The sequence below is a fragment of the Enterococcus caccae ATCC BAA-1240 genome, assembly GCF_000407145.1.
In the GTDB taxonomy this organism is placed as follows: domain Bacteria; phylum Bacillota; class Bacilli; order Lactobacillales; family Enterococcaceae; genus Enterococcus_L; species Enterococcus_L caccae.
The window spans coordinates 208,448-233,334 of record NZ_KE136476.1 but is presented as its reverse complement, the minus strand read 5'-3'; the positions used below and the strand labels follow the sequence as shown (position 1 = coordinate 233,334).

At 37.0% G+C, this 24,887-nt stretch carries 27 protein-coding genes; 2 read left to right on the top strand and 25 right to left on the bottom strand.

Annotated elements, in window-relative coordinates; genetic code table 11:
• Positions 1 to 2: 2 nt before the first annotated feature.
• Positions 3 to 410, bottom strand: a complete 408-nt coding sequence (locus I580_RS15555) for a PTS sugar transporter subunit IIA (protein ID WP_010770853.1) — start codon at positions 408 to 410, stop codon at positions 3 to 5.
• A gap of 488 nt (positions 411 to 898) precedes the next feature.
• The gene (locus I580_RS15550) at positions 899 to 3,721 is read right to left on the bottom strand and encodes a sigma 54-interacting transcriptional regulator (RefSeq protein ID WP_010770852.1); all 2,823 of its coding nucleotides are present in this window, start codon (positions 3,719 to 3,721) and stop codon (positions 899 to 901) included.
• 162 nt (positions 3,722 to 3,883) lie between these two features.
• Here I580_RS15550 and I580_RS15545 point away from each other — a divergent pair, with 162 nt between their 5' ends.
• Positions 3,884 to 4,363, top strand: a complete 480-nt coding sequence (locus I580_RS15545) for a GNAT family N-acetyltransferase (protein ID WP_010770851.1) — start codon at positions 3,884 to 3,886, stop codon at positions 4,361 to 4,363.
• Positions 4,364 to 4,481: 118 nt separating this feature from the next.
• Here the strand turns inward: I580_RS15545 and I580_RS15540 are convergent, their stop codons facing one another.
• The 14 genes from I580_RS15540 to I580_RS15475 form a co-directional block, all read right to left on the bottom strand.
• Positions 4,482 to 5,099: a P-loop nucleotide/nucleoside kinase family protein gene (locus I580_RS15540; protein ID WP_010770850.1), complete on the bottom strand. Its 618-nt coding sequence runs from the start codon at positions 5,097 to 5,099 to the stop codon at positions 4,482 to 4,484.
• Positions 5,100 to 5,103: 4 nt separating this feature from the next.
• On the bottom strand, positions 5,104 to 5,967 hold the full coding sequence (locus I580_RS15535) for a class II fructose-bisphosphate aldolase (protein WP_010770849.1): 864 nt from the start codon (positions 5,965 to 5,967) through the stop codon (positions 5,104 to 5,106).
• A 24-nt stretch (positions 5,968 to 5,991) separates the two neighbouring features.
• The gene (locus I580_RS15530) at positions 5,992 to 6,393 is read right to left on the bottom strand and encodes a hypothetical protein (protein WP_010770848.1); all 402 of its coding nucleotides are present in this window, start codon (positions 6,391 to 6,393) and stop codon (positions 5,992 to 5,994) included.
• A 14-nt stretch (positions 6,394 to 6,407) separates the two neighbouring features.
• Entirely contained in the window at positions 6,408 to 7,697 is a 1,290-nt protein-coding gene (locus tag I580_RS15525) for a PTS sugar transporter subunit IIC (protein WP_010770847.1), read from the bottom strand.
• Positions 7,698 to 7,726: 29 nt separating this feature from the next.
• Complete coding sequence (locus I580_RS15520; protein WP_010770846.1) at positions 7,727 to 8,032, bottom strand: PTS sugar transporter subunit IIB; 306 nt, start codon at positions 8,030 to 8,032, stop codon at positions 7,727 to 7,729.
• 38 nt (positions 8,033 to 8,070) lie between these two features.
• Positions 8,071 to 10,155: a BglG family transcription antiterminator gene (locus I580_RS15515; RefSeq protein ID WP_010770845.1), complete on the bottom strand. Its 2,085-nt coding sequence runs from the start codon at positions 10,153 to 10,155 to the stop codon at positions 8,071 to 8,073.
• Between the two features lie 216 nt (positions 10,156 to 10,371).
• Positions 10,372 to 10,572, bottom strand: coding sequence for a heavy-metal-associated domain-containing protein (locus I580_RS15510; protein ID WP_010770844.1), 201 nt, complete (start codon positions 10,570 to 10,572; stop codon positions 10,372 to 10,374).
• Positions 10,573 to 10,608: 36 nt separating this feature from the next.
• On the bottom strand, positions 10,609 to 11,055 hold the full coding sequence (locus I580_RS15505; protein WP_010770843.1) for a CopY/TcrY family copper transport repressor: 447 nt from the start codon (positions 11,053 to 11,055) through the stop codon (positions 10,609 to 10,611).
• Positions 11,056 to 11,301: 246 nt separating this feature from the next.
• Positions 11,302 to 11,820 (bottom strand): GrdB-related putative oxidoreductase, encoded by a 519-nt coding sequence (locus I580_RS15500; RefSeq protein ID WP_010770842.1) that lies wholly within the window; start codon positions 11,818 to 11,820, stop codon positions 11,302 to 11,304.
• 15 nt (positions 11,821 to 11,835) lie between these two features.
• A complete protein-coding gene (gene celB, locus I580_RS15495) occupies positions 11,836 to 13,194 on the bottom strand; it encodes a PTS cellobiose transporter subunit IIC (protein WP_010770841.1) in 1,359 nt (452 codons plus the stop codon).
• Between the two features lie 21 nt (positions 13,195 to 13,215).
• Positions 13,216 to 13,545, bottom strand: a complete 330-nt coding sequence (locus I580_RS15490; protein ID WP_010770840.1) for a PTS sugar transporter subunit IIB — start codon at positions 13,543 to 13,545, stop codon at positions 13,216 to 13,218.
• A gap of 24 nt (positions 13,546 to 13,569) precedes the next feature.
• On the bottom strand, positions 13,570 to 14,523 hold the full coding sequence (locus I580_RS15485; RefSeq protein ID WP_010770839.1) for a glycosylasparaginase: 954 nt from the start codon (positions 14,521 to 14,523) through the stop codon (positions 13,570 to 13,572).
• Positions 14,524 to 14,688: 165 nt separating this feature from the next.
• Positions 14,689 to 15,012 (bottom strand): heavy metal-binding domain-containing protein, encoded by a 324-nt coding sequence (locus I580_RS15480; protein ID WP_010770838.1) that lies wholly within the window; start codon positions 15,010 to 15,012, stop codon positions 14,689 to 14,691.
• An 89-nt stretch (positions 15,013 to 15,101) separates the two neighbouring features.
• Positions 15,102 to 15,977, bottom strand: coding sequence for a helix-turn-helix domain-containing protein (locus tag I580_RS15475; RefSeq protein ID WP_010770837.1), 876 nt, complete (start codon positions 15,975 to 15,977; stop codon positions 15,102 to 15,104).
• 331 nt (positions 15,978 to 16,308) lie between these two features.
• Between I580_RS15475 and I580_RS15470 the strand changes: the two genes are divergently transcribed.
• Positions 16,309 to 16,923: a CPBP family intramembrane glutamic endopeptidase gene (locus I580_RS15470; RefSeq protein WP_010770836.1), complete on the top strand. Its 615-nt coding sequence runs from the start codon at positions 16,309 to 16,311 to the stop codon at positions 16,921 to 16,923.
• Between the two features lie 69 nt (positions 16,924 to 16,992).
• Here the strand turns inward: I580_RS15470 and I580_RS15465 are convergent, their stop codons facing one another.
• The 9 genes from I580_RS15465 to nirD form a co-directional block, all read right to left on the bottom strand.
• On the bottom strand, positions 16,993 to 18,312 hold the full coding sequence (locus I580_RS15465) for a Sapep family Mn(2+)-dependent dipeptidase (RefSeq protein WP_010770835.1): 1,320 nt from the start codon (positions 18,310 to 18,312) through the stop codon (positions 16,993 to 16,995).
• Positions 18,313 to 18,342: 30 nt separating this feature from the next.
• Positions 18,343 to 19,065: a GntR family transcriptional regulator, LSA1692 subfamily gene (locus I580_RS15460; protein ID WP_010770834.1), complete on the bottom strand. Its 723-nt coding sequence runs from the start codon at positions 19,063 to 19,065 to the stop codon at positions 18,343 to 18,345.
• Between the two features lie 76 nt (positions 19,066 to 19,141).
• Positions 19,142 to 19,978 (bottom strand): YitT family protein, encoded by an 837-nt coding sequence (locus tag I580_RS15455; protein ID WP_143141712.1) that lies wholly within the window; start codon positions 19,976 to 19,978, stop codon positions 19,142 to 19,144.
• A gap of 129 nt (positions 19,979 to 20,107) precedes the next feature.
• The gene (locus tag I580_RS15450; RefSeq protein ID WP_010770832.1) at positions 20,108 to 20,641 is read right to left on the bottom strand and encodes a dihydrofolate reductase family protein; all 534 of its coding nucleotides are present in this window, start codon (positions 20,639 to 20,641) and stop codon (positions 20,108 to 20,110) included.
• A gap of 161 nt (positions 20,642 to 20,802) precedes the next feature.
• Positions 20,803 to 21,486, bottom strand: a complete 684-nt coding sequence (locus I580_RS15445) for a uroporphyrinogen-III synthase (protein ID WP_010770831.1) — start codon at positions 21,484 to 21,486, stop codon at positions 20,803 to 20,805.
• A complete protein-coding gene (gene hemC / locus I580_RS15440; RefSeq protein ID WP_010770830.1) occupies positions 21,483 to 22,391 on the bottom strand; it encodes a hydroxymethylbilane synthase in 909 nt (302 codons plus the stop codon). Before hemC ends, I580_RS15445 begins: the two co-directional genes overlap by 4 nt.
• 46 nt (positions 22,392 to 22,437) lie before the next feature.
• The gene (locus I580_RS15435) at positions 22,438 to 23,223 is read right to left on the bottom strand and encodes a formate/nitrite transporter family protein (RefSeq protein WP_010770829.1); all 786 of its coding nucleotides are present in this window, start codon (positions 23,221 to 23,223) and stop codon (positions 22,438 to 22,440) included.
• A gap of 375 nt (positions 23,224 to 23,598) precedes the next feature.
• Positions 23,599 to 24,579 (bottom strand): uroporphyrinogen-III C-methyltransferase, encoded by a 981-nt coding sequence (gene cobA, locus I580_RS15430; RefSeq protein WP_034860010.1) that lies wholly within the window; start codon positions 24,577 to 24,579, stop codon positions 23,599 to 23,601.
• A gap of 2 nt (positions 24,580 to 24,581) precedes the next feature.
• Complete coding sequence (nirD, locus tag I580_RS15425) at positions 24,582 to 24,887, bottom strand: nitrite reductase small subunit NirD (protein ID WP_010770827.1); 306 nt, start codon at positions 24,885 to 24,887, stop codon at positions 24,582 to 24,584.

The window sequence follows — 24,887 nt, the reverse complement described above, 5'->3', positions numbered from 1 at the left end:
ATCTAATTGTTAGTTGTTGGTAATTGTAAAATCTGACAGTTATCTAATGATGCTTGTAAAATCTCTACTCCCGATTGTTCAGTGAAGGGCGTGGATTGTTTCATGATTGCATCCAAAAGCATTGCCGTATTCAAACCTGATATAGCCAAAATATCATAATCTCTTGAAAGCCTTAACGCTACATTACTTGTTGTTCCACCTTTGATATCTGTTAAAATAAGCAATTTCTCGCTCCAAGTGACGGTTTTTAATTGTTGTTCTACACGTTTTATATATTCTTGTAAATTATCTTCCGGCTGTAAAACAACCTCATAAATATTCTCTGTCTCCCCAACGATCATTTTGATACTCTTTAAAAGTCCTGCCCCCCAACCGCCATGGGTGAGTAGTATAATGGGTTCTTTTGTCATTTTTTCATCTCCTTAAATTAAAAGCGTAACGGGCTCGTTCAACCTTAACAGAAAAACAAGAAAATATGAATGACGCGCTTTTTGCCTCATTTATAATTTATCTTTTTTCCAAAAGGTTAACCCGTGAAGCTAGATAGATTTAAAAGCTGAATGGGCTCGCTTAGGTTCGACAAGAAAATAGGAAAAATTAACTGTGACGTTCTTGGTCACATTTAATTTTTATCTTTTTCTCGAGAGCCTAGCCCGTGAAGCTAGATAACACAGCACATCTTCACCTATCTCAATCCAACAACCTTTTTTATTTCTCCCTTTGCTTAACTAAATAGCAAGTCCTGTGCCAATAATCTGTCGTAAAATAAAACTCATTTAAAATATACAATTAAATGAACTTAGCACATTACTGCGTAGTTTAATAATAAGGGCGAAGTTTAAACAGAAAAAGCCCCTAACACCATCTGTTAATAGTGTTACGGACTTCTTAATTATTCTCAATTGCCATAAATTAATTCATAAATATATTTTATTTCTAATGGTGAAAATTGAACATTGTACGACACTTCCAAGGGACGGAAGGCCATTTTTATGACAGATGCTTCATTTGGGATGTCTTTGTACGACACATTATAATCAGATGTGCTGTATTCATTATTGATCACCAAACGTTCCACCGTACAACAAGTATGGATCAAAAAGCGCAACATGATTTTTTCATCACTATTCAAATTCAATTGTCGACACAAATCATCATAAATCTGGCTGACTTCGATCGATAAGCGTTGCGGATTTAATACAGTAATATGATTGATGATCGCTTTTAAAGACAATCCATGTACGTAACGTTTCGCTATTTTATCTTTCAGCACCCGATTCTTTTTATCTGACATATCATAACCGAATAATAGCAAGAGACGTTCTACGCCTTTTTCTGAAAACAATTCTTCTAATGGAATAAATGGAATATCAGGTACTTCTGTTTGAAAAGTGCCCACGATCCCAACTAATTTTTCATCTGCTCGAATATGTTGGTGAATCCGCTCGATATCTTGTATTTCACTATTATCTAGTGTTAGTATTCGGATGTTTTGCAACACCTCTTCTTGGAAGACATCGATGATTAGTTTTTCGATTTTTAATGCCGTCCCAAGTCCAGTCATACAAGAAACGATAAGTACTTTTGAATCAAAAAAATGCCCTTTTTTGCAAATAGATGAAAGGTGTCCTTTTTCATTCAATACAGGAAGTAAGTAGTTGAAATCAGTTGATTCATAAATTACTTCTCTAGAAACTTCAAGCAGTGATAACAAATTGATATTTTTGACCAGTAATACATCGATCCCAAATTCTTCACTGATCAGATTACCAAAATAAACCAGTGAGCCAATATCCACTAACAAAATCAATCGTTTATACTTATTGATTTTAATAATAGTTTTAACCTTCTCAAGTGTTTCTTCCACAGTTTGATGAATTGGCATATTGACAGCTTTTAGGAGATTACTAGAAAATAAAATATTAGAATATTCCGCCATGCTCGTAGCAGTCGTTGAGCCGTGTGCGACAACTATTACACCGCACTCGTCATTACGCTGATACTGGCTGTCTGCTTGTTTTAATTTTCTAAGCAGCAAGCCAAAATAAGTAATTTCTGTTTTAGGCAATTCTACTGAAAAAAGGGTCGAGACTTTTTCTACGATTTTTTTTGAAATATCATAATTTTCAAGTCGGCCTAACATTAACTGGCTAGAATATAGATAAAAATCATCATTAGGAATCTCCATAAATAACAAAGTAGAATAAACATGATTCGCCAGCACTTCTATAAGATTTTTTTGAATTGTAAAGCCTGTCAGCTCAGAGATATAGGCTGTTAATTCAGCTATTTTTTGCTCAAAGCTCTCATCAATGGTTCGCATCGATTGTGTTTTAGCCATCGGTTCAAATAAACGCATATCAAATAATTGATCGATTTTTTTCTGTAGGATCGAAGCCACTTCTTTTTGGGGAATATTGCTATTTTTCAAATTGGAAAATTCTTTTAATAAAAAATCATAGAACGCATCGTTGATTTTATCTCTCGTTGTAAAATAATGGCTGGCTGATGTTCGATCATCTGATTTTATCTTTAAGCTCTTACCATCCAAGAGTTCTTTTAAAGCAATTTGATCTTTCGCATCTTTTTCTAAAGGTTCTTCATTCAATAATAATGTTTGGTCGATCATCAATGCTACTGATTGCTTTTCAATCTGTTTTAGATAACCTTGTGCACAAATGAATTGAATTTCGGATTTCATTTCCCCTACGTTACCTGTATATTTTTTAAACACTAATTGTTCGATCACTTGATACTGAACCGTGATATCTTTTTTGATTTTACGACTTTCATTTTGAAAAAATTTGATCACTAATTCGATTTTTTCTTGGATAGGTCTTTCTTTAACAGAAGGGAGCATCAGAGACACAGGAATTCGACGGAGAAAGGTTTTTAAAAAGGTTTGCGAAAAATCTTCTGTTGTCGCAAAAATAAAGCGAATATTGACCGCTCTTTTAACATCCGCTTCACCCATTCTAGAAAAATAACCTTTATCCAGTAATGTGAAAAGCTTTTCCTGTCCCTCACTCGGTAACCGATGGACTTCATCTAAAAATAAAAACCCTTGGTCAGCATATTCAACAAGCCCTGCTTTATCTTCAACCGCTCCTGTAAAACTACCTTTTTTATAGCCAAAAAGATGGGTCGTCAGTAGCTCTGGGTTGTTAAAATATTCTGAGCAATTAAAATAAATAAATGGCATTTCTTCACTTACAAAGGTTTCGTAATAGCGATGGAGTGCTTCAGCCAATAACGTTTTCCCAACCCCAGATTCACCACCTAATAAAATGTTTAAACCATTTGGTGGATAGAGAACAGCTGCTTTTAATTTTTCAATACTATCTTTTAAACTGCCTTTATATCCGATGATTTCTGAAAACTCTTCTAACTTATGATTTTCTTCGTGCAACAATTCATCTGGTTTTTGTGCGTTTAAAAACACAGTCAATGCCTCTAAGTTTTTAAAAGATAGTTGTTCCTTAAAGGAACAGCCATAGATTTTTTCTAATTCCTGTTTACTAAAAAATAAAACAGGACGACTTTTCACTCTGACCGCTTCTTCCTTGGTCAGTAATTTATTTAAATCTTCGCTGACAGTATTTCTTGCCAAAGATAATTGTTCACTGATTTCTTGAGCCGTAACCCCTTTCAATTTTTCAATTGTTTCTTGGTTTTTGGTTTGTTCAGCGAGAATATTGCTTACTTTTTCTAGTCGTTGCATATCAACTCACCTCATTTGTTTATTAAGCATTATTATACTTGATTGCTCGATAAGTTAATAGGGTAATTATTTTGCTAAAAAATACTCTATTCTGTCAATTATACTTTGACATATTTCTATTATGTGATTAAACTAAGCTTAATGAATAGGAGTGAGTGAATAATGACTGTATTCAGTTTGAGAAAATATCAGCAATCAGACCTGAAAGACATACTGACTATATTTAATGGAACCGTTCAAGCAATCAATAAAAAAGACTATACGCAACAACAAATCGATCAATGGGTCCAACTAACACCTGATTATGATCAATGGCATGCTAGACTTGCACCGACCTATGCTATGGTTGCTCTAAATCGAATGGAAGTTATCGGTTTTGGTAACATCACGGATACAGGTGAACTTGATTACTTGTATGTAGATAAAAAATGGATCGGCTATGGTATCGGGAAGATGCTAGCTAAAGATTTAATGGATCATGCACTGAAAGCTGGAGCAAAAGAGCTGACGGTCTATTCATCGATCACAGCTAAACCGTTTTTTGAATCACTTGGCTTTGAGCTAGTGGAACAAAAAGTAAAATACCGTAACGGTGTCATGCTTATGAATTATTTAATGGTTTATCGCAGAGATAAAAACTAAGCGATTCGTTTTATTCAGATTACCGAAAATCTGAATAAAGAGTATGAAATTCCCTAAAAACCGCCCAATGCATAAAACGCATTGGGCGGTTTTTAGTCAACTAATTGATGACTATTTTTTAATTTTCACTTTCGACTTTTCGTTTCAAATAGTGAATCAAATGGCTATAATCTACTTTCCCATAATCAGTAACATCAAACTCATGAACTTCTCCTAACTGAAATTCGTTATATTTTCTTGTTTGGATTATTTGTTTGAATGCCTCTTTTGTAATGTGATTGTCCGCTTTGCTTCGATCCTCTAATTGATCAAGATAATGATAGTGCGTCATTAAATGACTGAGATGCCGCTCTGGTTCCAGATCTCGTACATTTCTTCTTTCCCATAACACATCGAAATCAGCAACTAGGCGAATCGTAATCACTTCGTACGCATAAGTATTGGCTAGTTTTGAAAGCGTGCTTTTTTGTTTATCGCTAAATGGATATTCTGACACAATCACTTGTTTCCCAGCATCCATATATAGCGCTAGAACACCATAATAAAAGCGCCAAACTCTCTTTTCTAACTCAGACTTCTCAGCAAGCGAATCAAAACCAACTGAGTCAGCAAACAATTCTTTGCCTTCATCTGGTGTAATCAGGAAGATATTCGGAATCTGTTCTCTGATTTTTTGGATCAGATAGGTTTTCCCTGTTGCCGGACTGCCAGCAAGTAAAATCAATAATTTTTTCATTTGACTACCCTATATGGATTGGGTTTTCCACATTCAGAAACAAGCCTATTTTATGCTTGACGATATCGTGACATGCTTCATTAGCTGGAATTACATTGTAGCGTAATGATTTATTGACTGCAGTTTGTTCAAATGATTCTTTCGCTGTTTTAGTCCAATTAACTAAGAGTTCAGTCCCCACATTGAATTTGCGAATACCATTATTAATTAGTTCAGGATAGTCTTCTTCTTTGACACCCGTTCCGCCGTGAATAACTAATGGAATATCAACAATCGCGTTAATTTCTTTTAATAAGGGCAAATTGACTTCCGTTTTGGATTTAAATTGACCGTGATTCGTCCCGATTGCAATGGCTAAGGCATCGATTCCTGTGGCATCTACAAAAGTACGGGCATCTTCTGGTTTTGTGTAGACTTTGTCGTTTTCCTCTACATGGATCCCTTCTTCAGTACCGCCGATCGTTCCGAGTTCTCCTTCAACAGAAACACCTTTTTTATGTGCATATTCCACTACAGCTTTTGTTTTTAAAATATTTTCTTTAAAAGGTAAATGAGAGCCATCATACATGACCGACGTGTAGCCAAGATCGATTGCTTCTTTGATATCGTCAAAATTTCTAGCATGATCCAAATGAAGCACTGCATCCACCATTTCTTTTTCAGCCATTGTTTTGACAACTGAAACTAATACATCGTACCCAATGTATTTGGCTGTATCCACACTGGTTTGGATAATGATCGGGGCACCCATTTCTTTGGCTGCTCGAATCATTTCTGGCAACATTTCTAAATTGTGGGCATTAAAAGCCCCCACTGTAAAATTCAATTCTTCTGCTGTTTTCGTGACTTCTTTCAATGTTGTATACATGTATTTCTCCCTCATCTTTCAATTTTACTGACCGCTGATCGTTACTTTTTTGGCGATTTGTCGCATATCGTCCATTTTATTCATCCACTGCTCAATTCCAGTGTCATCGCCATTTCTTGCAGCTTCTGCTCTTTTTTGATTGTACAAGCTCATTAATTTTTTGTAGCCTGATCCGATACTATTTTGATAGGACTGACTTTTTTCTAGCGCTATGACTGCTTGATCGATTTCATGTAGTTTTGCTAGTAATAAACCTGTTTCTTCGTATTTTTTAGCCAGTATTGTGTCAGTCAGCTGGACGCTATTTATTTCTAGCGCAAGTTCATCAACTTTTTTACGAAGTTCACTTTTTTCTTCCTCTGTCAAAACTTCTTCTACTTCTGGTTTCACAACGCTCTTTTGTTTCTTTTTCAGGAAATCAAACATATTTTCACCCCTTTTTAAAAAGCTTTCATGATCGGGCTTATGATCCAAGCATATAAGAGAGCCGCTGTGACAGTATCCACATCAGTCGCTGTAGCATTGACGAAGCCCATACTATTGAAAATCGTCACTAATAGTGCTGGTAATAACGTAATAAAGAAACCATGTGCGATCCCCCCGATGATTGCGCCACGTCTGCCGCCAACTGCATTTCCAAAAATCCCTGCTGTACCACCTGCAAAAAAGTTCGTCAGCATCCCTGGTAAAATCATCGCCAAACCAAATGTTGGCAAAATGAACATCGCTAAAACAGCACCGATCGTGGTTGTGATAAAGCCTAGAATCACTGCATTTGGGCTATATGGGAAAAACACTGGACAATCTAACGCTGGAATCGCATTTGGTACTAATTTCATTGCAATTCCTCTAAAGGCTGGTACGATTTCTCCAAGTAATAAACGAACACCAGCCAGCAATACATACACACCCACTACAAATTGAATGGCTTGTAAAAAGGCAAACATAATATAGTTTTGATTGCCGGATAACGTTGACGCAAATGTTTCACCCGCAAACAATACCGTTACGATATATAAAGGAACCATCACGACCATCACAGACAAATACGTATCTTGAAGAAACTCAAAGGATTTCGGTAATTTAATATCTTCCACCGACTTTTTGTTTTCACCACGTTCACCAAAAATCCAAGCAACACCTGCCTCAAATAAATAACCGATCGTACAAAAATGTCCCAAGGCAATATCATTTGACCCAGTTATTTTCCTAATAAAAGGCTGTGCGATCGCTGGCATAGCAACAGCGAAAACACCCCCGATAAATCCTCCCACAATGATCAATACGATCCCACGAAGTCCGGCAAAATACCCAAAAACCGTCGTCATCGTCGCCATCCATAAAATCGCTTGACCTGTTAAGAAAATATACTTCCACTTTGTAAAACGAGCAATCAAAATATTAAATACAAAAATAGCTAAAAATGTTAACGCAATATCCCGTCCTAAGCCCAGCTCATTCATTGCTTGACCATTGATCGCTTCGATAGAAGGAATAATTCCTTGCATATGAAATCCTTCTGTAAAAATCTCACCAAAATAAGTCAGACTCCCCACAATAATACTAGAGCCAGCACTTAAAACTTGAAACCCTAACAATGTTTTTAATGAACCTGATAACACTTGACCAATCGATTTTTTCTGTAAAATCAATCCTAGCATAGCTATTAAGCTGATCGTGATCGATGCCTGTGTCAAAATATTCTCGATGATAAAATTAACTACCCCCATGATAAAGCCCCTCCATTATGATTTTTTGGTTAAATAGCCCCTTTTGCTTGTAAAACTGGTGTGATCTTTTCATCTATTTCGGCTTTTGAAACAATATTTTTCAGATAAATGATCGCTGTTTTTTCCTCATCGATACTAAATTTTTCAAATTGTGTTTGAAAGTTTTGCGCGGTAATTATGATATCTGGATTCATAGAAACTGCTGATGAAATATCTGTATGCTCAAGTTTTGCTTCCACCCCTTTCTGATTTAAGACATCTTCAGCCGCCATTTGAGCCGCAAAACTACTCCCTAACCCTGCTCCGCAAACAAATAGAATCGTTAGTTTTTTCATGATGATTCGCTCCAGTCATTTTATTATTTTTGTTTCCTTTAACACTCTTCATATAAAATTGCTTCAAAATCAGAGACACTACTACACCGCACTAATCGATTTATTTTTGTCTCGTCGTTAATCAATTCAATCAAGCTTTTCATAATATTTAAGTGGGAAAATGAATCCACCGCTGCCAGACAAAAAATAATTTTTACAGGATCGTTGGCTTCATTGCCAAAGACAACAGGTTCAGCTAATGTTGCAACACTTATACCTAATCTATTAACGCCATCTTCTGGCCTCGCATGGGCTAAAGCGAGATGTTTTCCCATCACGATGTATGGCCCAAATTCATTGACAGAAGCAATCATTGCCTTTACATATGATTCATTAATACAGTTTTCTTTTAAGAGTGGACGTGCTACTCGTCGAATCGTACTCTCCCAATCTGGACATTTTTCCAGTAACAAGATATCACTTTTTTTCAAGACATCTTTCAGCATCGGCTGCAACTCCCTTTTATTTATCTTTAAATGATTCTGATCAAAAGTGGTCTCTAACTGTTGATAGATATCGCTAGAAATCGTACCGCCACTTTCTTTAACTAAATCAAGAACCTTATAAAATAACTCCGTAGAATCATTGTCAGTATTTACTAAACGTTTAAACTGCCTATTTCGTTCTAAGAACTCTTGAATATTTTTTCGACTCTCTACTTTGATTATCGGATCTACAACTAAAATCGGCTTGTCAGGATAGGTTAAACTCAGTGTTGAAAAAATCAAATCAACATCTAGTTTTTTGATCAGTTCCATCTCACCTGTACTTAGAACAGCTACTATCTCAATACTAAATAGTTCTTTCAAATGTTCTGCCAATAATCGACCGGTAGCTGTTCCATGATTACAGACTACAACTGCCTTATAGGTATATTGCAGCTCTTGATTGATCGCACTTACCGAAGTCGAAAAGTGAATTGTCAAAAAGGCAATTTCGTCCTCGCTGAGTTCATTTTTAGTGATTGCTTCAATCGTTGGCGCAAATGTTTCAATCGCAAAATAAATATTGCCGTAATACCGTTTTACCGTTTCTTTTAACGGGTTTAAAATTTGTATTTCACTTTTCACCCGACTGATCAAACCAGCCATATGACGATATAAGCCTTCATGTAGGGATTCTTCTTTTTTAGAAAAGGGAATTTGCGTCGTTTGTTCGACAAATTGAATCAGCTGAATCGACAACAATTGGGCTTGTACCCACTCAACAGAATTGCTTATGCTCCCAGTATTAAAAGTTTCCAACATAAACAAGATATAATTCAATTCTGATACCGGAGGTCTAACTGCTAAAGTGCGACACAATTGATGAACAAAAGAAAGTCTACGCTTATTTTGCTCTGTATCCCAAACTTCCCAATCAGAACTTGGAATCAATTCTTGTCTTAAATAGCGACTTAACCAAACAGCTGTAAACATGACTAACTGATTGCGATAAATATCTTCTCTTGAAGAAATCGTTTGATGATATACATGATCGATTTTTTTTAATACCTTTTTAGGAATATAGCGAAATAAATGTTTTTCTGAAACACTTAAACCAGCTTCTTTTTCATCAAGAAAGCGTAAACTATCAATTGATTGGTTGATCACATCATAAATCATCGTTCGTATCGTTCGCTCTGATCCTTTTAAAACGATCCCTTGTTTAGGAATACTCAACACTTCGATACCATACGCGAGAAGAGTATTTCTGACCCTTCGCATATCTTCATCCATTGTACTTTTTGATATTTGATACTCTGATTCCTTTTGATATAAAAAAACAGGATGCTCCGACAAAGAAAAAGCCAAAATCAAGTCAAAAATCCGCTCTTCTCGGCTCAAATAGTCAAATTCATTTTTTTCATCAATGACGATCTCTAGTTGTTTTCTTTCTGATTGCTCTAGTGTTAAAACCATTCCTCTGTTTCGGATCGTTTTAATCTCTGACAATTTATGACTGATGAGAAATGCATTGATCTCTTTAATCTCATTTCTGATTGTTCGATTGCTGACTTGGAAATCCTCGCTTAATTCATCCAGAGTCAAAGAATAATCTGACCAAATAAATCGTTTAAATATTTGTATCGTTCGATCTTTCATTTGCTTCTCTCCTTGTCTGATTTCATTATATAGTTGGACGGGGTGATTGATTAGTGGAGATTGTTGCAACATTTAATTGCAAAATTGTAAGCGCAGACATTCTTTTGCACTAGCGAATCGCTGCACCATTAGTATACAAAAAAAGTGTGGTGCAAAACTGTTTTAGTTTTGCCCACACTTCTATTTGAATAAACATTCTTTTCGTTCAGCTTATTTTTATGCTACAGTAAATTTTGTTTCTGATAATGAATTTTGCAATTCAGTATTTGAAATTTCTCTATCACTTGTTACTGATGCTGATTTGTTCTCTAAATCAACATTTGCAGATTGAACTCCTGCAATTTTTTCAAAATTTTCTTTGACGATGTTTACGCACCCATCACATTTCATTCCGTTGATCGTTACTGTTTTTTCCATTGATAAACACTCCTTATAATTGTTTTTTTAGCACTACTAACTAACTAAATGACACTGACATTGCCCTTTGATACAGTTACAGGGCACTTCTTTTACTGCTGACTTTCGTTTTTCTTTCAGTAGTCTTTCCAATTGATCGATATCGTCAAAACTTAGTAGACTGTCATCGATAATTGATTCAAGAACATTTCCGACTTTCTTACTACAAACTTTGGTCAACAACTCTTTCGAGAGTGCCTCGATACTTTTGCGTTCTTCCACTAATGGAAAATAGGTAAACTTATTGCCATTACGTGTGGTACCTAACATTCCTTTATCGACTAAACGACTCAGTAAAGTCTTGACTGTTGTACTTTTCCACTCAGTTTTTTCATTAAGAATATCGGTCACTTCTTTACTTGTGGTTTCTTGTGTCGCCCAAGCAACACGCATGACTTCCCATTCTGCATCAGTGATAGTTAATGTTTTTTTATTATCTGACATAAAAAGTCTCCTTTTTACCGTTTTCTTGATCCACTAGACAAAACTACATATGTAGTCAATCAATATAATAATAATAGCTCTTTTTTTACGGTTTGTCAAAGGGGAGATCCCTTCTAATTTTGCTCTGACTCTCAATCTATAGAAACAGACGTAAAACAAATGCATTTGTTTTACGTCTGTTCCGCTTACTTATAGGAGTACTCTTAGAGTGTTATCTGCTTTGAACGGTTTGATAAGCTGAACTTATCAAAAGCAAACCTCTTTTTCCACTGTTGTCGTGTCTTGTCCATGTGCTTTTTTAGCAGTCAATCGTGCCATATTTTTAAATGAATCATTCAAGCCAATGCCGCCTTTTTTCGGCATTTTAACGATTGGAATTTGTCTTTTATATTTCTCTGTCGCTGGGTTTTCAACAGACATTGCCGCAACTGCTGGAAGCCCATATTGATTAAAGGAAATCGCTAATTTAGCGGCCATTTCTCCAAAGTTTGGGTACTGCATGGCTGGACCACATAGAATAGCATCGGCTTCGAACTTTTTAGCAAAGCCTACAAATTTTTTCGTCACTTCTTCTTGATTTTCTAAATAATATTGATCGCCACAATAAAGAGTGGCTACAATTTGTGCATCCTGTTCTTCAAAGAATGGACTTAATGTCTGACCTGGACCCATCGCTGCTTTCTTACCGCCAGGAGCTAAATGGGCATTTTCATCACTCCCCATTCCTGCCTGTACATGATTCAATACGAGTATAATTCTTTTCATCAAAGAACCTTCTTTCTAAATATCATCAAAGTCGAAATCATCGAAATCAATGTCTTCTTCTTCCTCTGTTTCTACTGCTTGTGCTTCTTCACGTAAGTATTGATCATCCATTACTTTAATAAATGGATAGTAGATAAACATTCCTAAAACAAATAGTAATCCTTGTAAAACAGCTCCTTGCCAGCCGCTTACCAAAAATCCTGAAAATATAATTGGTGTAGTCCACGGCAACTGAATTCCATTAGTTAAAGGAACTAGCCCCCAATCCATTGCAAAATACGCAATAATGATATTGATCGTTGGTACTAAAGCAAATGGAATTAAAATCAATGGATTCAATACAATCGGTAACCCAAAAATAATTGGTTCATTGATGCCGAAAATTCCTGGTACTAAAGATAATTGTGATAATTTTTTAATTCTTTGGCTCTTACAAAAAATGACCATGACCACAATCAACGAAAGTGTCGAACCCGCACCGCCAAATGTAGCGAACATATCTTGAAATTGGCCAGTGATAATATTTGGAATTTCTTGTCCATGTTTATAGGCATCTAAATTTTCAACAGATAAAGCTCTTAAAACTGGATTAAAAACCGCTCCAACAACACTGCTGCCGTTGATACCGAAGAACCAGAAAAAATGTAAGAATACATAAGCAATGATCATTGCCCCAAGTGTATTACCTAATGCTAATAATGGCGTTTGTAAAAAGTCAAAAATAATTGCTTGCAAGTTTCCATATGAAGTTAAGCTAACCAACCAATCTGCCACAAAGAAAATCATGACCACAATAAAACTTGGAATCAGAGCTTCGAAGGATTTCACTACAGTGGGAGGTACACCATCTGGCATTTTGATCGTCCAGCCTTTACTTAGTACCCAGACAAAAATCCGTGTGGAAATCAACGCAACGATCATCCCTAAAAACAAACCGTTAGACCCCATCCATTTTAGCGGCAAGCTCGCAACTTCAACTAATTGTTCTGTCCCTTCTGGCGTATACTCTGTGTAATAAGGCGTTACAATGAAAAATGACACCAATGCAATAATTCCAGCCTGCATTGCATCCACTTTAAATTGGCGACCTAAACTGTAGGCAATACCAACCACCGCTAAAATAGTCATAACATCAAAACTCGCATTGGCAGGAACCGCCATATGCTCAGCCCAATCCGCTCCTAAGATTGCTGACATCCACTGATCCCATTGAGGCAAAGGAAAGTTTGCTATCAAAAGAAAAATAGAACCTACGATCAATAAAGGAGTAGAGAGTAAAAAGCCATCACGAATCGCGACAAGATATTTGTTTTCCCCAATGACTTTGGCCATCGGTGTCAAAATGCGTTCCAACCAATCCAAAAACTTTTTCATATAGAGACGCTCCCATCTTCGTTATTTTTTAGTTGATTTAATTAGTTTCAATGCTTCTTTTAAAGCTTTTTCACCGTCCATCATACCGTAGATTTCGGGTGTGATCGCGGCTACAGGAATTCCTTGCGGCGCAAATTGCTCTTTGGTTTTTTCAAGTAAAAAACGAACTTGAGGACCTAATAAAATTGCGACTGGTTTCTCCTGATCCACTACTTCTTGCGCTCTAGCAACTGGAAATGCTGTAATTTCTAGCGGCATTTGATGTTTAGTGACCACTTCCATCATTTTGTTGACCATAATACTTGTCGACATTCCTGCATCACAAAATAAATAAATCTTCTTTTTACTCATGCTCTTCTCTCCTTCATTGGTTTATTAATCAATAGGTGCTTTGATTCGTTTTTCATAAGCATCCAGCCATTCTTGGGTGATCGGTTCAATGATCGTTTGATGATTTTCACCCATATTGGCTAGATAGATTGCTGGTTTTTCCTGGTCATTCGCTACACTAAAGGTAAACTCAACATTGGTAGCAACGCCCCATTGACCGGTATTATTCATTGCGACCAAAGAGAAGGCGCCTGCTTTACCATAGCGTTTCGTCAACGTATCATGAAAGGTGTAAACTGCTTGATCGCAAGCTTCTTGTGGCGTTTTTCCTTCTCCCATCTGCCGAACGATTTCATAAGCCAAACACCCTTTCATCAAATCTTCTCCTAACCCTGTAGCCGTTGCTCCCCCTATTTCACTATCCACGTAAAAACCTGATCCAGATAACGGCGAGTCTCCCACACGTCCTGGTTTTTTCATAAACAAACCTGAACTAGAAGTCCCAGCGGCCATACTGCCATTTGTGTCAAGAGAAATCGCGCCAATCGTATCATGTCCATCATAGGGACTTAAATTACTTTTCGCGATTTCTTCTACGCGCTTTTCCCAAATTCTATGAGCTCTTTGAGTCAACATGTTTTTCCGTTCAAATCCATTAAGCATGGCATATTTTGTTGCACCATCCCCAACTCTAAAACTGTTGAACTTTTCATCACTTAATTTTCTAGCAACAGAAATCGGATTTTTCGTATCTGTGATCCCAGCAACTGCGCCAATCTTAAATGTGTCTCCATCCATAAAAGCAGCATCCATTTCTAAAATCCCTTCAGCGTTAGGTAAACCGCCAAAGCCAACTGACTTATAGTATGGATAATCTTCAACTGTTCGAATCGTTGTCTCGATAGCATCTCCTGCTTGACCGTTGTTACTCAACGCTTCACTTGCTTGAGTGACACCATCGTGTGCCATTCTCCAAGTAGCGATCATTCCCCATGACATTTACATCCACATCCTTTAAAATAGCGTTTTCATTTTTATAATTGCATTATACACGATATATACAATTTAGTATATACTAAATTTGTTTTTACTAAAAAAAGTAGGGTAAGACAAACATGGAACTGTTTGTGTCTCGCCCTACTGTTAATGGTGATTCCTATTATTTTACTGTTCTGTCGATTTAAATTTTACCGCTGTGCCATAAGCTGCCACCGATTGCATATCCGTTCCAATCGATCCTGAATCAAAACGCATCATCACAACGGCATCTGCCCCTAATTTTTCAGCATTGCTTTTTAAGCGTTCAATCGCAGTTTCTCTTGATTCTTCCAACATTTCTGTGTATGCTCGAATCTCACCACCGACGATATTTTTCAAATTGGCCCCAATGTTCTTAAACACATTTTTTGATTGTGTCGTCAGACCAAATACTTCCCCTAATACTTCATATTCTTTCCCTGGAATTTTTTCTGTTGTTGTAATTAGCATGGTGATTCCTCCATTTCTATTTGCACTTATTTTATATTCATTTTCTGAAACTATCAGAAAAAGTCTCCTATTTAGCACTTATGTTTCGCTCAATTGACAGATAATTTTTGATAGATAGACCTTGATAGCTCTGCTTGATGCTGATATCCCAAAACAGTAAATATTTCGATTGCTTGTTCAACTTTTTTTCGTCCAGATTTTGGTTCTCCCTTTAAGTCCAAAAGCAATCCTTCATAAAATAAACAATAGTTTCTAAAAAACATTTCATCCACACCCGTGGTAAACTCGTTCAGTTTATTCATCAAACGCTCCACATTCACTAAGTCATTCGCTAACACCAACTCATGAATTTCATTAATCAAAAGCGTACAAATAACTTTTCTTCCTCGTTCAAAATTTTTATAGCGATCAATTGATCGTAACAAGGTCTCAAAATACTCTGATTTTCTTTCATAATCGATATAATCCAATGTATTGGCAAACAATCTTAATTCTCCTAATGTCCACGTCTGAACCTTAGATAAGTATTCTTGAATGATCATTAACGAGTGCTTATCAATCACTTTTTTTGAATAGATGCCTGTTTTTTCATAGGCAGTCAGCTGTTCGATCCTGGCAGTTAATTCAGCGATTCTCAGTTCAGCTTGCACAGAAGTAGGATTCTTTTGAAGTTTCGTCCTCATTGAAATTAGCCCATCTATATCATTTTGATTTCCTTTTTCACCATATTCATAGTAAAATTGCTCAATTTCAGAAGAATGATACCCATTGAAAATAAATAAAAATTCGTCCACTTCCATCGATAATTGGTCTAAGATCAACTTTAATAAATAAAAAGAAATTTCATGTTTTCCTTGCTCAAACCGAATTGCATAAGACTTGGACATGATTTTCTCATACAATTGTTTTTGCGAAATGCCTTTTTTTATTCGTAGCTCACGAATCAATTCCCCGTATGTTTTCATTCGTTCCCTCTACTTTTTGGATTTCCTTTATAGTATCAGGAATATTGCTTGCTCACTAATAGAACGCTTTAGACATTATTTTTTGGTAGCAAATAGGCTACCTATTAAACGAATGCGTATTAATCATTGTAAAATTCATCTTATCCGAAGGACTACTTGGATCAACAAGCACATCTTTTTCTTAATTTTCTTATAGAAAGTATAATTGGTCAAAGACATTTCAGTTATTCTCTCTCATTTGAGTTAAGAAATAAATGGGATTAAAACAATGTTTACTTCTCGTGAGTCACTGTGGATAGGTCTCATGAAATGTTAGTAGGAGGAATTTTAGATGAAAACAAATGACACTTTACACAGCTCAACTATGAGACTAGTTGGCGGTGCTTTATTAATGCTTATTGGCTTTTGGGGATTGATGGCTTTTTCTTGGGCTTGGTGGGGACTTTTTGTTGGCGGTGCCCTTGCTTGGATGTTGGCGTTTGGAAAAGATAGTAAATCAGCGTTTCATAAACCACGTAAATTATGGGTGATTCCTGTAGCTGTTCTGAGTTATTTTGTTATTGGACTAGTTATTGGATTACTTTCAAAAAGTTTAGGCTTTAACTGGGCAGCAAATCCTGCCTCTGGTCATTTAGGTGCAATTATTCTCATGTTGCCTTTTATGTTGATGGGTGAAGAATTATTAGGAATTGGGATACTAGAAGCGGCACAAAGTAAGGGGCTTCCTCTTATTGCCAGTACATTACTAAGCGCACTTGTTTTTGGTCTGATGCACATTCCTTCTTATTGGGATGGCTCTTGGTTCTCTACAGTGGCACATGTCTTACTTTTACAAGGTGTTGCTCGTTTGATTTTGAATATCGCTTACTTAAAAATGGGTAAGAGTATTTGGGGATCTTGGATCGCTCATGTACTGATTGATTTGATTGCTTTATCTGTAATGTAACCAATTTATAAAACAAAAGTATCCAGCTTCCTATCGTTTTAAAGGAGGTTGGATACTTTTTTATAGCGTTTATTTTTTTGCCGCTAGTTTATAAAGTGCTAAGGTATAAATCTCTAGATTTAGTAGTAAATCGTTTAAATCCATATATTCATTTTTATTATGAGCAATCCCTTTTTGACCTGGAAATGAGGGGCCGAAAGCGACGATATTCGGCATTGTTCTGGCATAAGTTGCGCCCGTTGTCGTAACCGGCGTACCATCTAATCCAGTGACTTTTTCATAAACTTCAGCTAATGCAAGAACATTCGGATCATCTTTTGGAAAATTCGTTCCCTTCATACTTCTTACAATCACAACTTCCGTATGCGCCATCACAATCGCATGAACGCGCTCAATAATTTCTTCTTCTTGGAACGTGACAGGATAACGAATGGCAATCGACAATACCAGTTCCTTATCTGTCTTACGCAATTCATAAGGTGTTAGTATCAACTTGCCCGAATCTTCATCTGCTAATGCTAAATTAAACCCTTCACCATAATGCTTTTCGTGTAAAGAATCAAACACCCATTTAAAATATTTTTTAAGCGATTCCGCTAGACTTGCTTCATTCATCAATTTTTCAGCTAATAAGGTAATCGCGTTTACTCCTAGTTCTGGTGCATTTGTCGGTGCTCGTTTTCCGATTACTTCAACGTGTTGTCCATTCTTTAAGTCGACAATTAATTCGTCTGGCACATGATCTTTCGCTTGGTCGCCCTCAATCGCCCCCAGCGCTGACAAATCAGCTTCAGAAAATGGCGTTATCAGTTCAATATTGACGATCCCTCGTTCCCCATAAACGACTGGATATTTACAGTCTGGTGTAAACCCAAAAATCGGTGGTTGTTCTTCTGCTAGATACAAAGGCAAATCAGCAGAGCCGCTTTCCTCGTCTGTTCCAAAAATCACCCGAACCGTTTTTTCCAACGGAATGTCCAGCTCTTTCAGCAATTTCAATCCATATAAACAAGCAAAAGCTGGTCCTTTATTATCCAAGATCCCTCTACCAAATAAACGACCGTCTTGTTCGCTTAAAGAAAACGGCAGAAAGTCCCAACCATTACCAGCTGGAACCACATCTAAATGCCCCACAACACCAATATATTCTGGATCGTTCCCATATTGAGCAAAACCTACTGCATCGTTGACAATCTCTGTTTGAAAACCATAGCTTTCTGCTAACGCTAACACGGTTTCTAATGCTCGTCTAGGTTCTTTCCCGAAAGGTGCTCCTACTTCCGCTTGTCCCTTCACGCTTGGGACTTCCATTATTTTGGTCAACTCTTCTAAAAAGTGTTGTTGATTTGTTTGAATAGCTGCTTTGATACGCGTTCTGATTGTTTCCATTTCTTTCACCTGACTTTTTTAGTTTTGATGCTAAGTTGTCGTGCGGTGTAGTGTATTTTTAAACGTATAACGATCCGCACGATAGTATGATATATCATATAAAATCGGTGTGGCAGTAACAGAATAAGTGATTGAATGAACCATTAATAGTGGTTCGCCTGCTTCAACTTTTAGCAAAGGACTCAGTTCTTTTGTCACTAAAATAGCTTCAACTTCTTGATGAGAATACGCAATCTCGATTTGTTTTTCGATCAATTCAAACAGTGAACCTTTTAACTGTTTTTCTGTGACTTCGGGCAAATAAATCGACCGAATATATAAATCTTCTACTGTCATCGGTTCATTGTCGTATGAGCGTAAACGAACTATGTGATACGTAGCCTCCTGATCGTTCAATTCCAAAGCCCTCGTCACTTCTTCTGGTATCTCTGTCACTAATTCAAAACGGATGACTTCGGTTTTTGATGTTTTGCCATAAGATTTTGCGGCTTCTGTAAATCCTTGTAATCCAGCACGTCCACTTTGAATTTTTTGCTGTGTCATCACATAGGTCCCTTTGCCTTTTTGTTTCACTAAAATATTTCTAGAAATAAGCTCATCGATTGCTTTTCTTACCGTTAAACGACTGACACCAAACTCCTTAGCTAAATCATATTCAGAAGGAAGGCGTTGTGAACTAACATAAAGGCCTTTATCGATTTTTTCTTGGATTTGCTTTGCTACTTCTTGAAAGACGCTTTGTTTTTTCGCCATTTTTATTCTCCTATCTAATCATATCCTTAGCTTTATTATAATCGAAAGTCGTTTCAAGAACTATCCTCACCAGAATTTACCATTCATAAAAAGCAGTATTGGTTGAGACGCCAGAAGAAACACTGACAAACGCTCCTGCATCAGCTTCATTCACTGCCTCATTTAATTGCTTCAACTCTTTTTTTGCCACCACTACAACCAGTAATTTCTTCTGCTGATGATCAAAAGCGCCTTCCACATCGTTGATAACCGTGATTCCTCTCTTCAACGTTTGATGCAAGCGACCAATCACATATTCTGCTTGATTCGTCACGATCATGACTTGGACTTTTTGCTGCTTTGTGTTCACATAATCAACCATACGACCACTGATAAAAACAGACAATGCGCTATAAAATGCGAACTGCCAACCATAAAGAAAACCTGCTGCAAATTGAACACATAAATTAAAGATAATAAAAACCGTGCCGATACTCTTTCCCGTCGCTTTTCGAACAACGATACCTATTATATCTAAGCCCCCTGTGGAAAAATCACTTTTCAATGTGATCCCCACTGATATGCCATGCAGCACACCACCGAAGACAGCGCAGATAACAGGGTCCGAGGTCAAAGGAACAACAGGAATCATCCGCATAAACAATGCGGTCATAAACACAGCAAAAATCGTATAAACCGTAAACTCTCGATCGATTTTAAACCAAGAAACAACGAGTAAAGGCAAATTAAATACTAAAACCAGCAAAGGAATCGAGACTGTTACCCCTTGCGTTGTTTTTAAAACAGTGGAAATCAGTTGAGACAGTCCAGTAATGCCGTTAGCATAAATGTTTCCTGGTAACCAAAAGAAATTTAATGCCAATGAAGATAAGAAGGCATATGCTAGCGCTACCAATATTTTGTACGCCGCCAACTTTTTGATCGTAAAAATCTCCTTTCCTATCTATTTTTCTCTATTATACTAAGTATATACTATTTTGTATATACTGAAATAGAAATAAAAAAAGAACGAATCGTATAAACCGATCCGTACTCATTTTACTTATTTATTAGAATAGGTTGTATACACCATATCGTTTTTCACGTAAACTTGCTCTACTTTTAATGCAACAGGTCCGTTGAATTCATTAAATAAAGGAATTCCTTTGCCTAAAATTTTTGGTATCGTTGTAAGAATATAAGTATCGATCAACTTTGCTTCTACTAATGGTGCAATAATACTGGCACCACCAACGATCCAAATCGCTTTACCCTCTTGTTTTTTTAATTTTTGAACCAATTCCACTGGATTTTGACTAGTAAACATTAATTTTTCAGTATTCTCGTCTGGATGACTGGTGATAATATAAGACATTTGCTCTTCATAAGGATATTCATCTGGGGATAACTCATTAACAACTTGATCATACGTTGTTCGCCCCATCACTACTGTATCGATTTTTTCCATTAATTCTTGATAACTCGTGTCTTCTTCAACTAATTCAATTCCGCCGCCTAAAAAGTCAATACTTCCGTCAGCCTCTGCAATATACCCATCAACACTTGCAGCAATGTATAAAATAATTTCTCTACTCATTTAAAATCCCCCTTATTATTTAATATTCCGCAAAACAAACCAACTCATAATTCTAAAGTACAGCAATACTCTGGACTACTCATTTTACTTGTTTTATTTTTCTAGTCAACTAGTTTGTTTCATTAAAAAAAGCATCATTAAAAGGAACAACACTTGTCCTTTCAACAATACTTTTCTTTCATACAGACCTCATAGCCATCCCTTGCAATTGCTTGTTGAGTCGTAGAGCCTAGGCAATATAATTTTGGCATTTTTGTTAAACCAGTTTCCATAAAAACGGATAAAAATCGCTGCCATAACGAAGGGCTTGCAAGATACACTGCACTTACTTCTTCCTCTACTAAGCATTTCTTTAAACGTCGCTGACTATTCTCAGAGAAAACATTGTCATAAAGAATAGACGTATGCAAACAATGACCTTTTGCCATCAACTCAGCCTCTCCTAGATCATCCGCTAAATTACTTTTAGGATAAAAAATAGTCGTCGGCATCATAAATCTGCTTGACCATTCTTCAAACATGGTTTGCTTTGTAGGAACAAGGGCTTGAAAATCTACCGCCACATGATGTGCTAAAAGTACCTGCGCCGTTTTCACTCCAATGACCGCAAACTTTTTTGTCTGCAGCTGATCGCTCATTTGATTCTGGAAAAAAAATTCCGCTGCATGCTGGCTTGTTAAAAAGACCCACTCGCACTGGTTCAACTTTTTTTCAAACGAACTGCTGGCATTTCTTTTCCTTAAAGTAAGTAAGGGAATTTCTACCGTTTTAAAGCCTTTTCCCTGAAAAAACACACGATCCTCTTGATTATCTTCTATCAAACGTGTTAAAAGAATGTTCTTCATAATGATTCCTTAGCTATTCTATTTAATAAATGTTCTGCGACTTGCTTTCCAATACCCGCTAATTCTTGAACAACCACCGTTTCGGTAAAAGACTGCTTCAGCTCTTTGTCACCTAAAAACCCAGAAAAATGATAGTCTCTGCCTTCTTTAACTGCATAGGCCCCAATCGGGATATCACAATTTCCATTTAAGGTTGCTAAAAAGGCTCGTTCTTCCATCACTAATTCTCTAGTAGCAGGATGATTGATTTGCTGTAAAAACGCACGCATCTCAAGATCTTCACTACGACATTCAACAGCCAATGCTCCTTGTCCTACAGCAGGTATACATTGCTCACTCGTTAAAATAGTATAAGGATAATTAGGAGCATCAAACCAATTTAAACGCTTCAAACCAGCAGTTGCTAGCACGATTCCGTCCAATTGTTGTTCTTCCATCCGCTTCAAACGAGTCCCAACATTTCCACGAATGGATTCCACTTGGAAATCTTCCCGTAAGTTTTTCATTTGAAACTCTCGTCGCAAGCTACTAGTCCCTATTCTCGCTTTTTTTGGCAGCTCTTCAAAAGAAGTCACCTCACGAAAAATCAAACAATCAGAAGGATCACTTCTTTCTGGAATTGCTGCTAATGTCAATCCGTCTGCCACTTTAGCCGGCATATCTTTCAAGCTATGTACTGCAAAATCGATTGTTCCTGCCACTAAAGCTTGCTCGACTTCATTGATAAATAAACCTTTTCCACCAATTTTCGCTAAACTGACAGAAAGCATCTGATCTCCTTTTGTCGTCATTGGAACAATTTCTACAGGAAACTCTCCATGAACTTTTTTCAGTAGATCCAAAACGATCATTGTTTGTTTCATTGCTAAGGGACTATTTCTAGTACCGACACGGACGGTTTTCATTTTACTTACTTCCTTTATCTTTTCTTCTCTTCAATCATACTAGATTTTACTTTTTTGACAACTGCCCTGTACCAACTTTATACGCTAAAAAATAAAGTCCTGCGACAAAAAAGCCGCCGCCGATAATATTTCCCAGATAAACACTGATCATATTTTGCCAAAACGCTGACCCCGTATTGCCTCCTAAAAGAATCCCCATCGGAATCAAAAACATATTGGCCACAACGTGCTGAAATCCACAAATCACAAAACCCATGATCGGTAGGAAAATCCCAACGATTTTGCCGATAAAATCTTTAGCCGCAAAGTTTAAGTAAACCGCTGTACTAACCAAGAAATTACAGGCAATTCCTGAAAGAAATCCTTGTAAGAATGTATCTTTGGTTCTCCCAAGCGAAACCTGGATCGCCCGCTCTGCAAAATCTCCTTGCAATGCGCCACTCAGATAGCCAAAGAAATAAGCGACAAACAATGATCCCAGCAAGTTAAAGATCGTCACGATCACAATATTCCTTACCCACTCTTTGCCACTGATTTTCCGAGCAAATAGCGCCATCGAAACAACCATCATATTCCCTGTAACCAATTCTCCGCCAGCGAGTAACAAACAAATCAATCCAAATGGAAAAACAGCCGCTCCAATCACATTCACCAATGATCCCCATTCTTTAGGCATCGTCCCCATCGCCCGAATCATCGCAATACCTGCCACTGCAATAAAAACACCTGCTAAAAATCCTAAAACTGCTAAGGTCAAAAAACTCCCCCGAGCCTTTTGAACCCCTTTTTCAATTGTAATATCCACTATTTCTGGTGGTTGAAGTGAACCCATATTTTTCCTCCTAATTTAAAAGCGTAGCGGGCTCGTTTAGCTCTGACAGAAAAATAGGAAAATAGGAGAGTGGCGCTTTTTGCCACAATCAGATTTTATCTTTTTTCCGAAGAGCTAGCCCGCGAAGCTAGATAGATTTAAAAGCGTAGCGGGCTCGTTTAACCTTGACAGAAAAATAGGAAATTATGACTAAGGTGCTCTTTGCCTTATTCATAATTTATCTTTTTTCCGAAAGGTTAGCCCGCGAAGCTAGATAGATTTAAAAGCTGAATGGGCTCGCTTAGGTTCGACAAGAAAATAGGAAAAATTAACTGTGACGTTCTTGGTCACATTTCATTTTTATCTTTTTCTCGAGAGCCTAGCCCACAAAGCTACCTAAACAAACCGTTTATTAAAAACATCCCACTGTTTTTTATACATTGTCCTTAATTCTTCATTCAAGTACACCACTTCATCAAAATAGTGATCTCTTAAATACTGCTGATGAACCTCATCAAAACGCTGATCTCGATTTTCACCAACTTGGATAGCATAGACATCTGCGCCTTGCTGAGTATACGAAATGATCGTTTCAAAATCGATTTTTTCTGTATCGATCAATAAAATTCGATGTCCGAATAAAGGCAATTGTTCAAACCAATCTGCGCCATTACGACAAGAAACCACATTACCTAAAATGATTAGTGAAGGATTTTGAATTTGATGTTTTTCAATCACTTCCACCATCGTTTGAATCGTTGCAGTAACCGTTCTTTGTCTTCCTAAACTGCCCCATTCAACGATAGCTGCTGGTAATTGAGATGATACACCTTGCTCTAAAAGCTTCTTTTGAGTACTCTCTACTCGTTCTACTCCCATATATAAACACATCGTTCCATTTTCTGTTAGTCCCTTAAAATCGATCGTTTCGCCAGCTTGACGATGAGCAGTCGCCAAGGTCACTTTACTACTATACTCGCGATGCGTTAAGGGAATACCACTGTAGCTACTAGCTGCTGATGCCGCTGTAACCCCTGGTACAATTTCATAACTGATTCCTTCACTTTGAAGCGTCGCAATTTCTTCACCAACACGACCAAAAATCCCAGGATCACCGCCCTTTAAGCGAACTACGTTTTGTTCTTTCAAGCCTTCTTCCAACAATAATTGATTAATGTTTTTTTGCTTCAACACATGATTTTTCGGATACTTTCCACTATAAATAAAATGAGCTGACTCTTTGGCCAAATACAATAATACTGGATGGACCAGCCGATCGTAAATAATCACATCAGCTGATTCCAATACTCTTTTTCCTTTTAGAGTCAATAGCTCAGGATCACCTGAACCTGCTCCCACAAAATAAACTTTTCCCATCACTACACCATGATATAAACAAGATCATCTTCAACAACAGTTTCGTATGCACGAACGCATCCTTCATCTGGTTCTTGAACTTGTCCATCAGTTAAATTGATTTTATAATCATGCAACGGACAAAAAACATACTCACCAGAAACCGTTCCTTCCGCTAACGGTCCTTGTTTATGGGGACAAACATTTTCAATTGCCTTGATACGATCATCACTTAAACGAAACACAGCAATTTTTTGTTCCCCCACAATGATTTCTTTTCCCATTCTAGGTGCTAACTCATCTATTTGTCCCACAAAAATTTTTTCCAT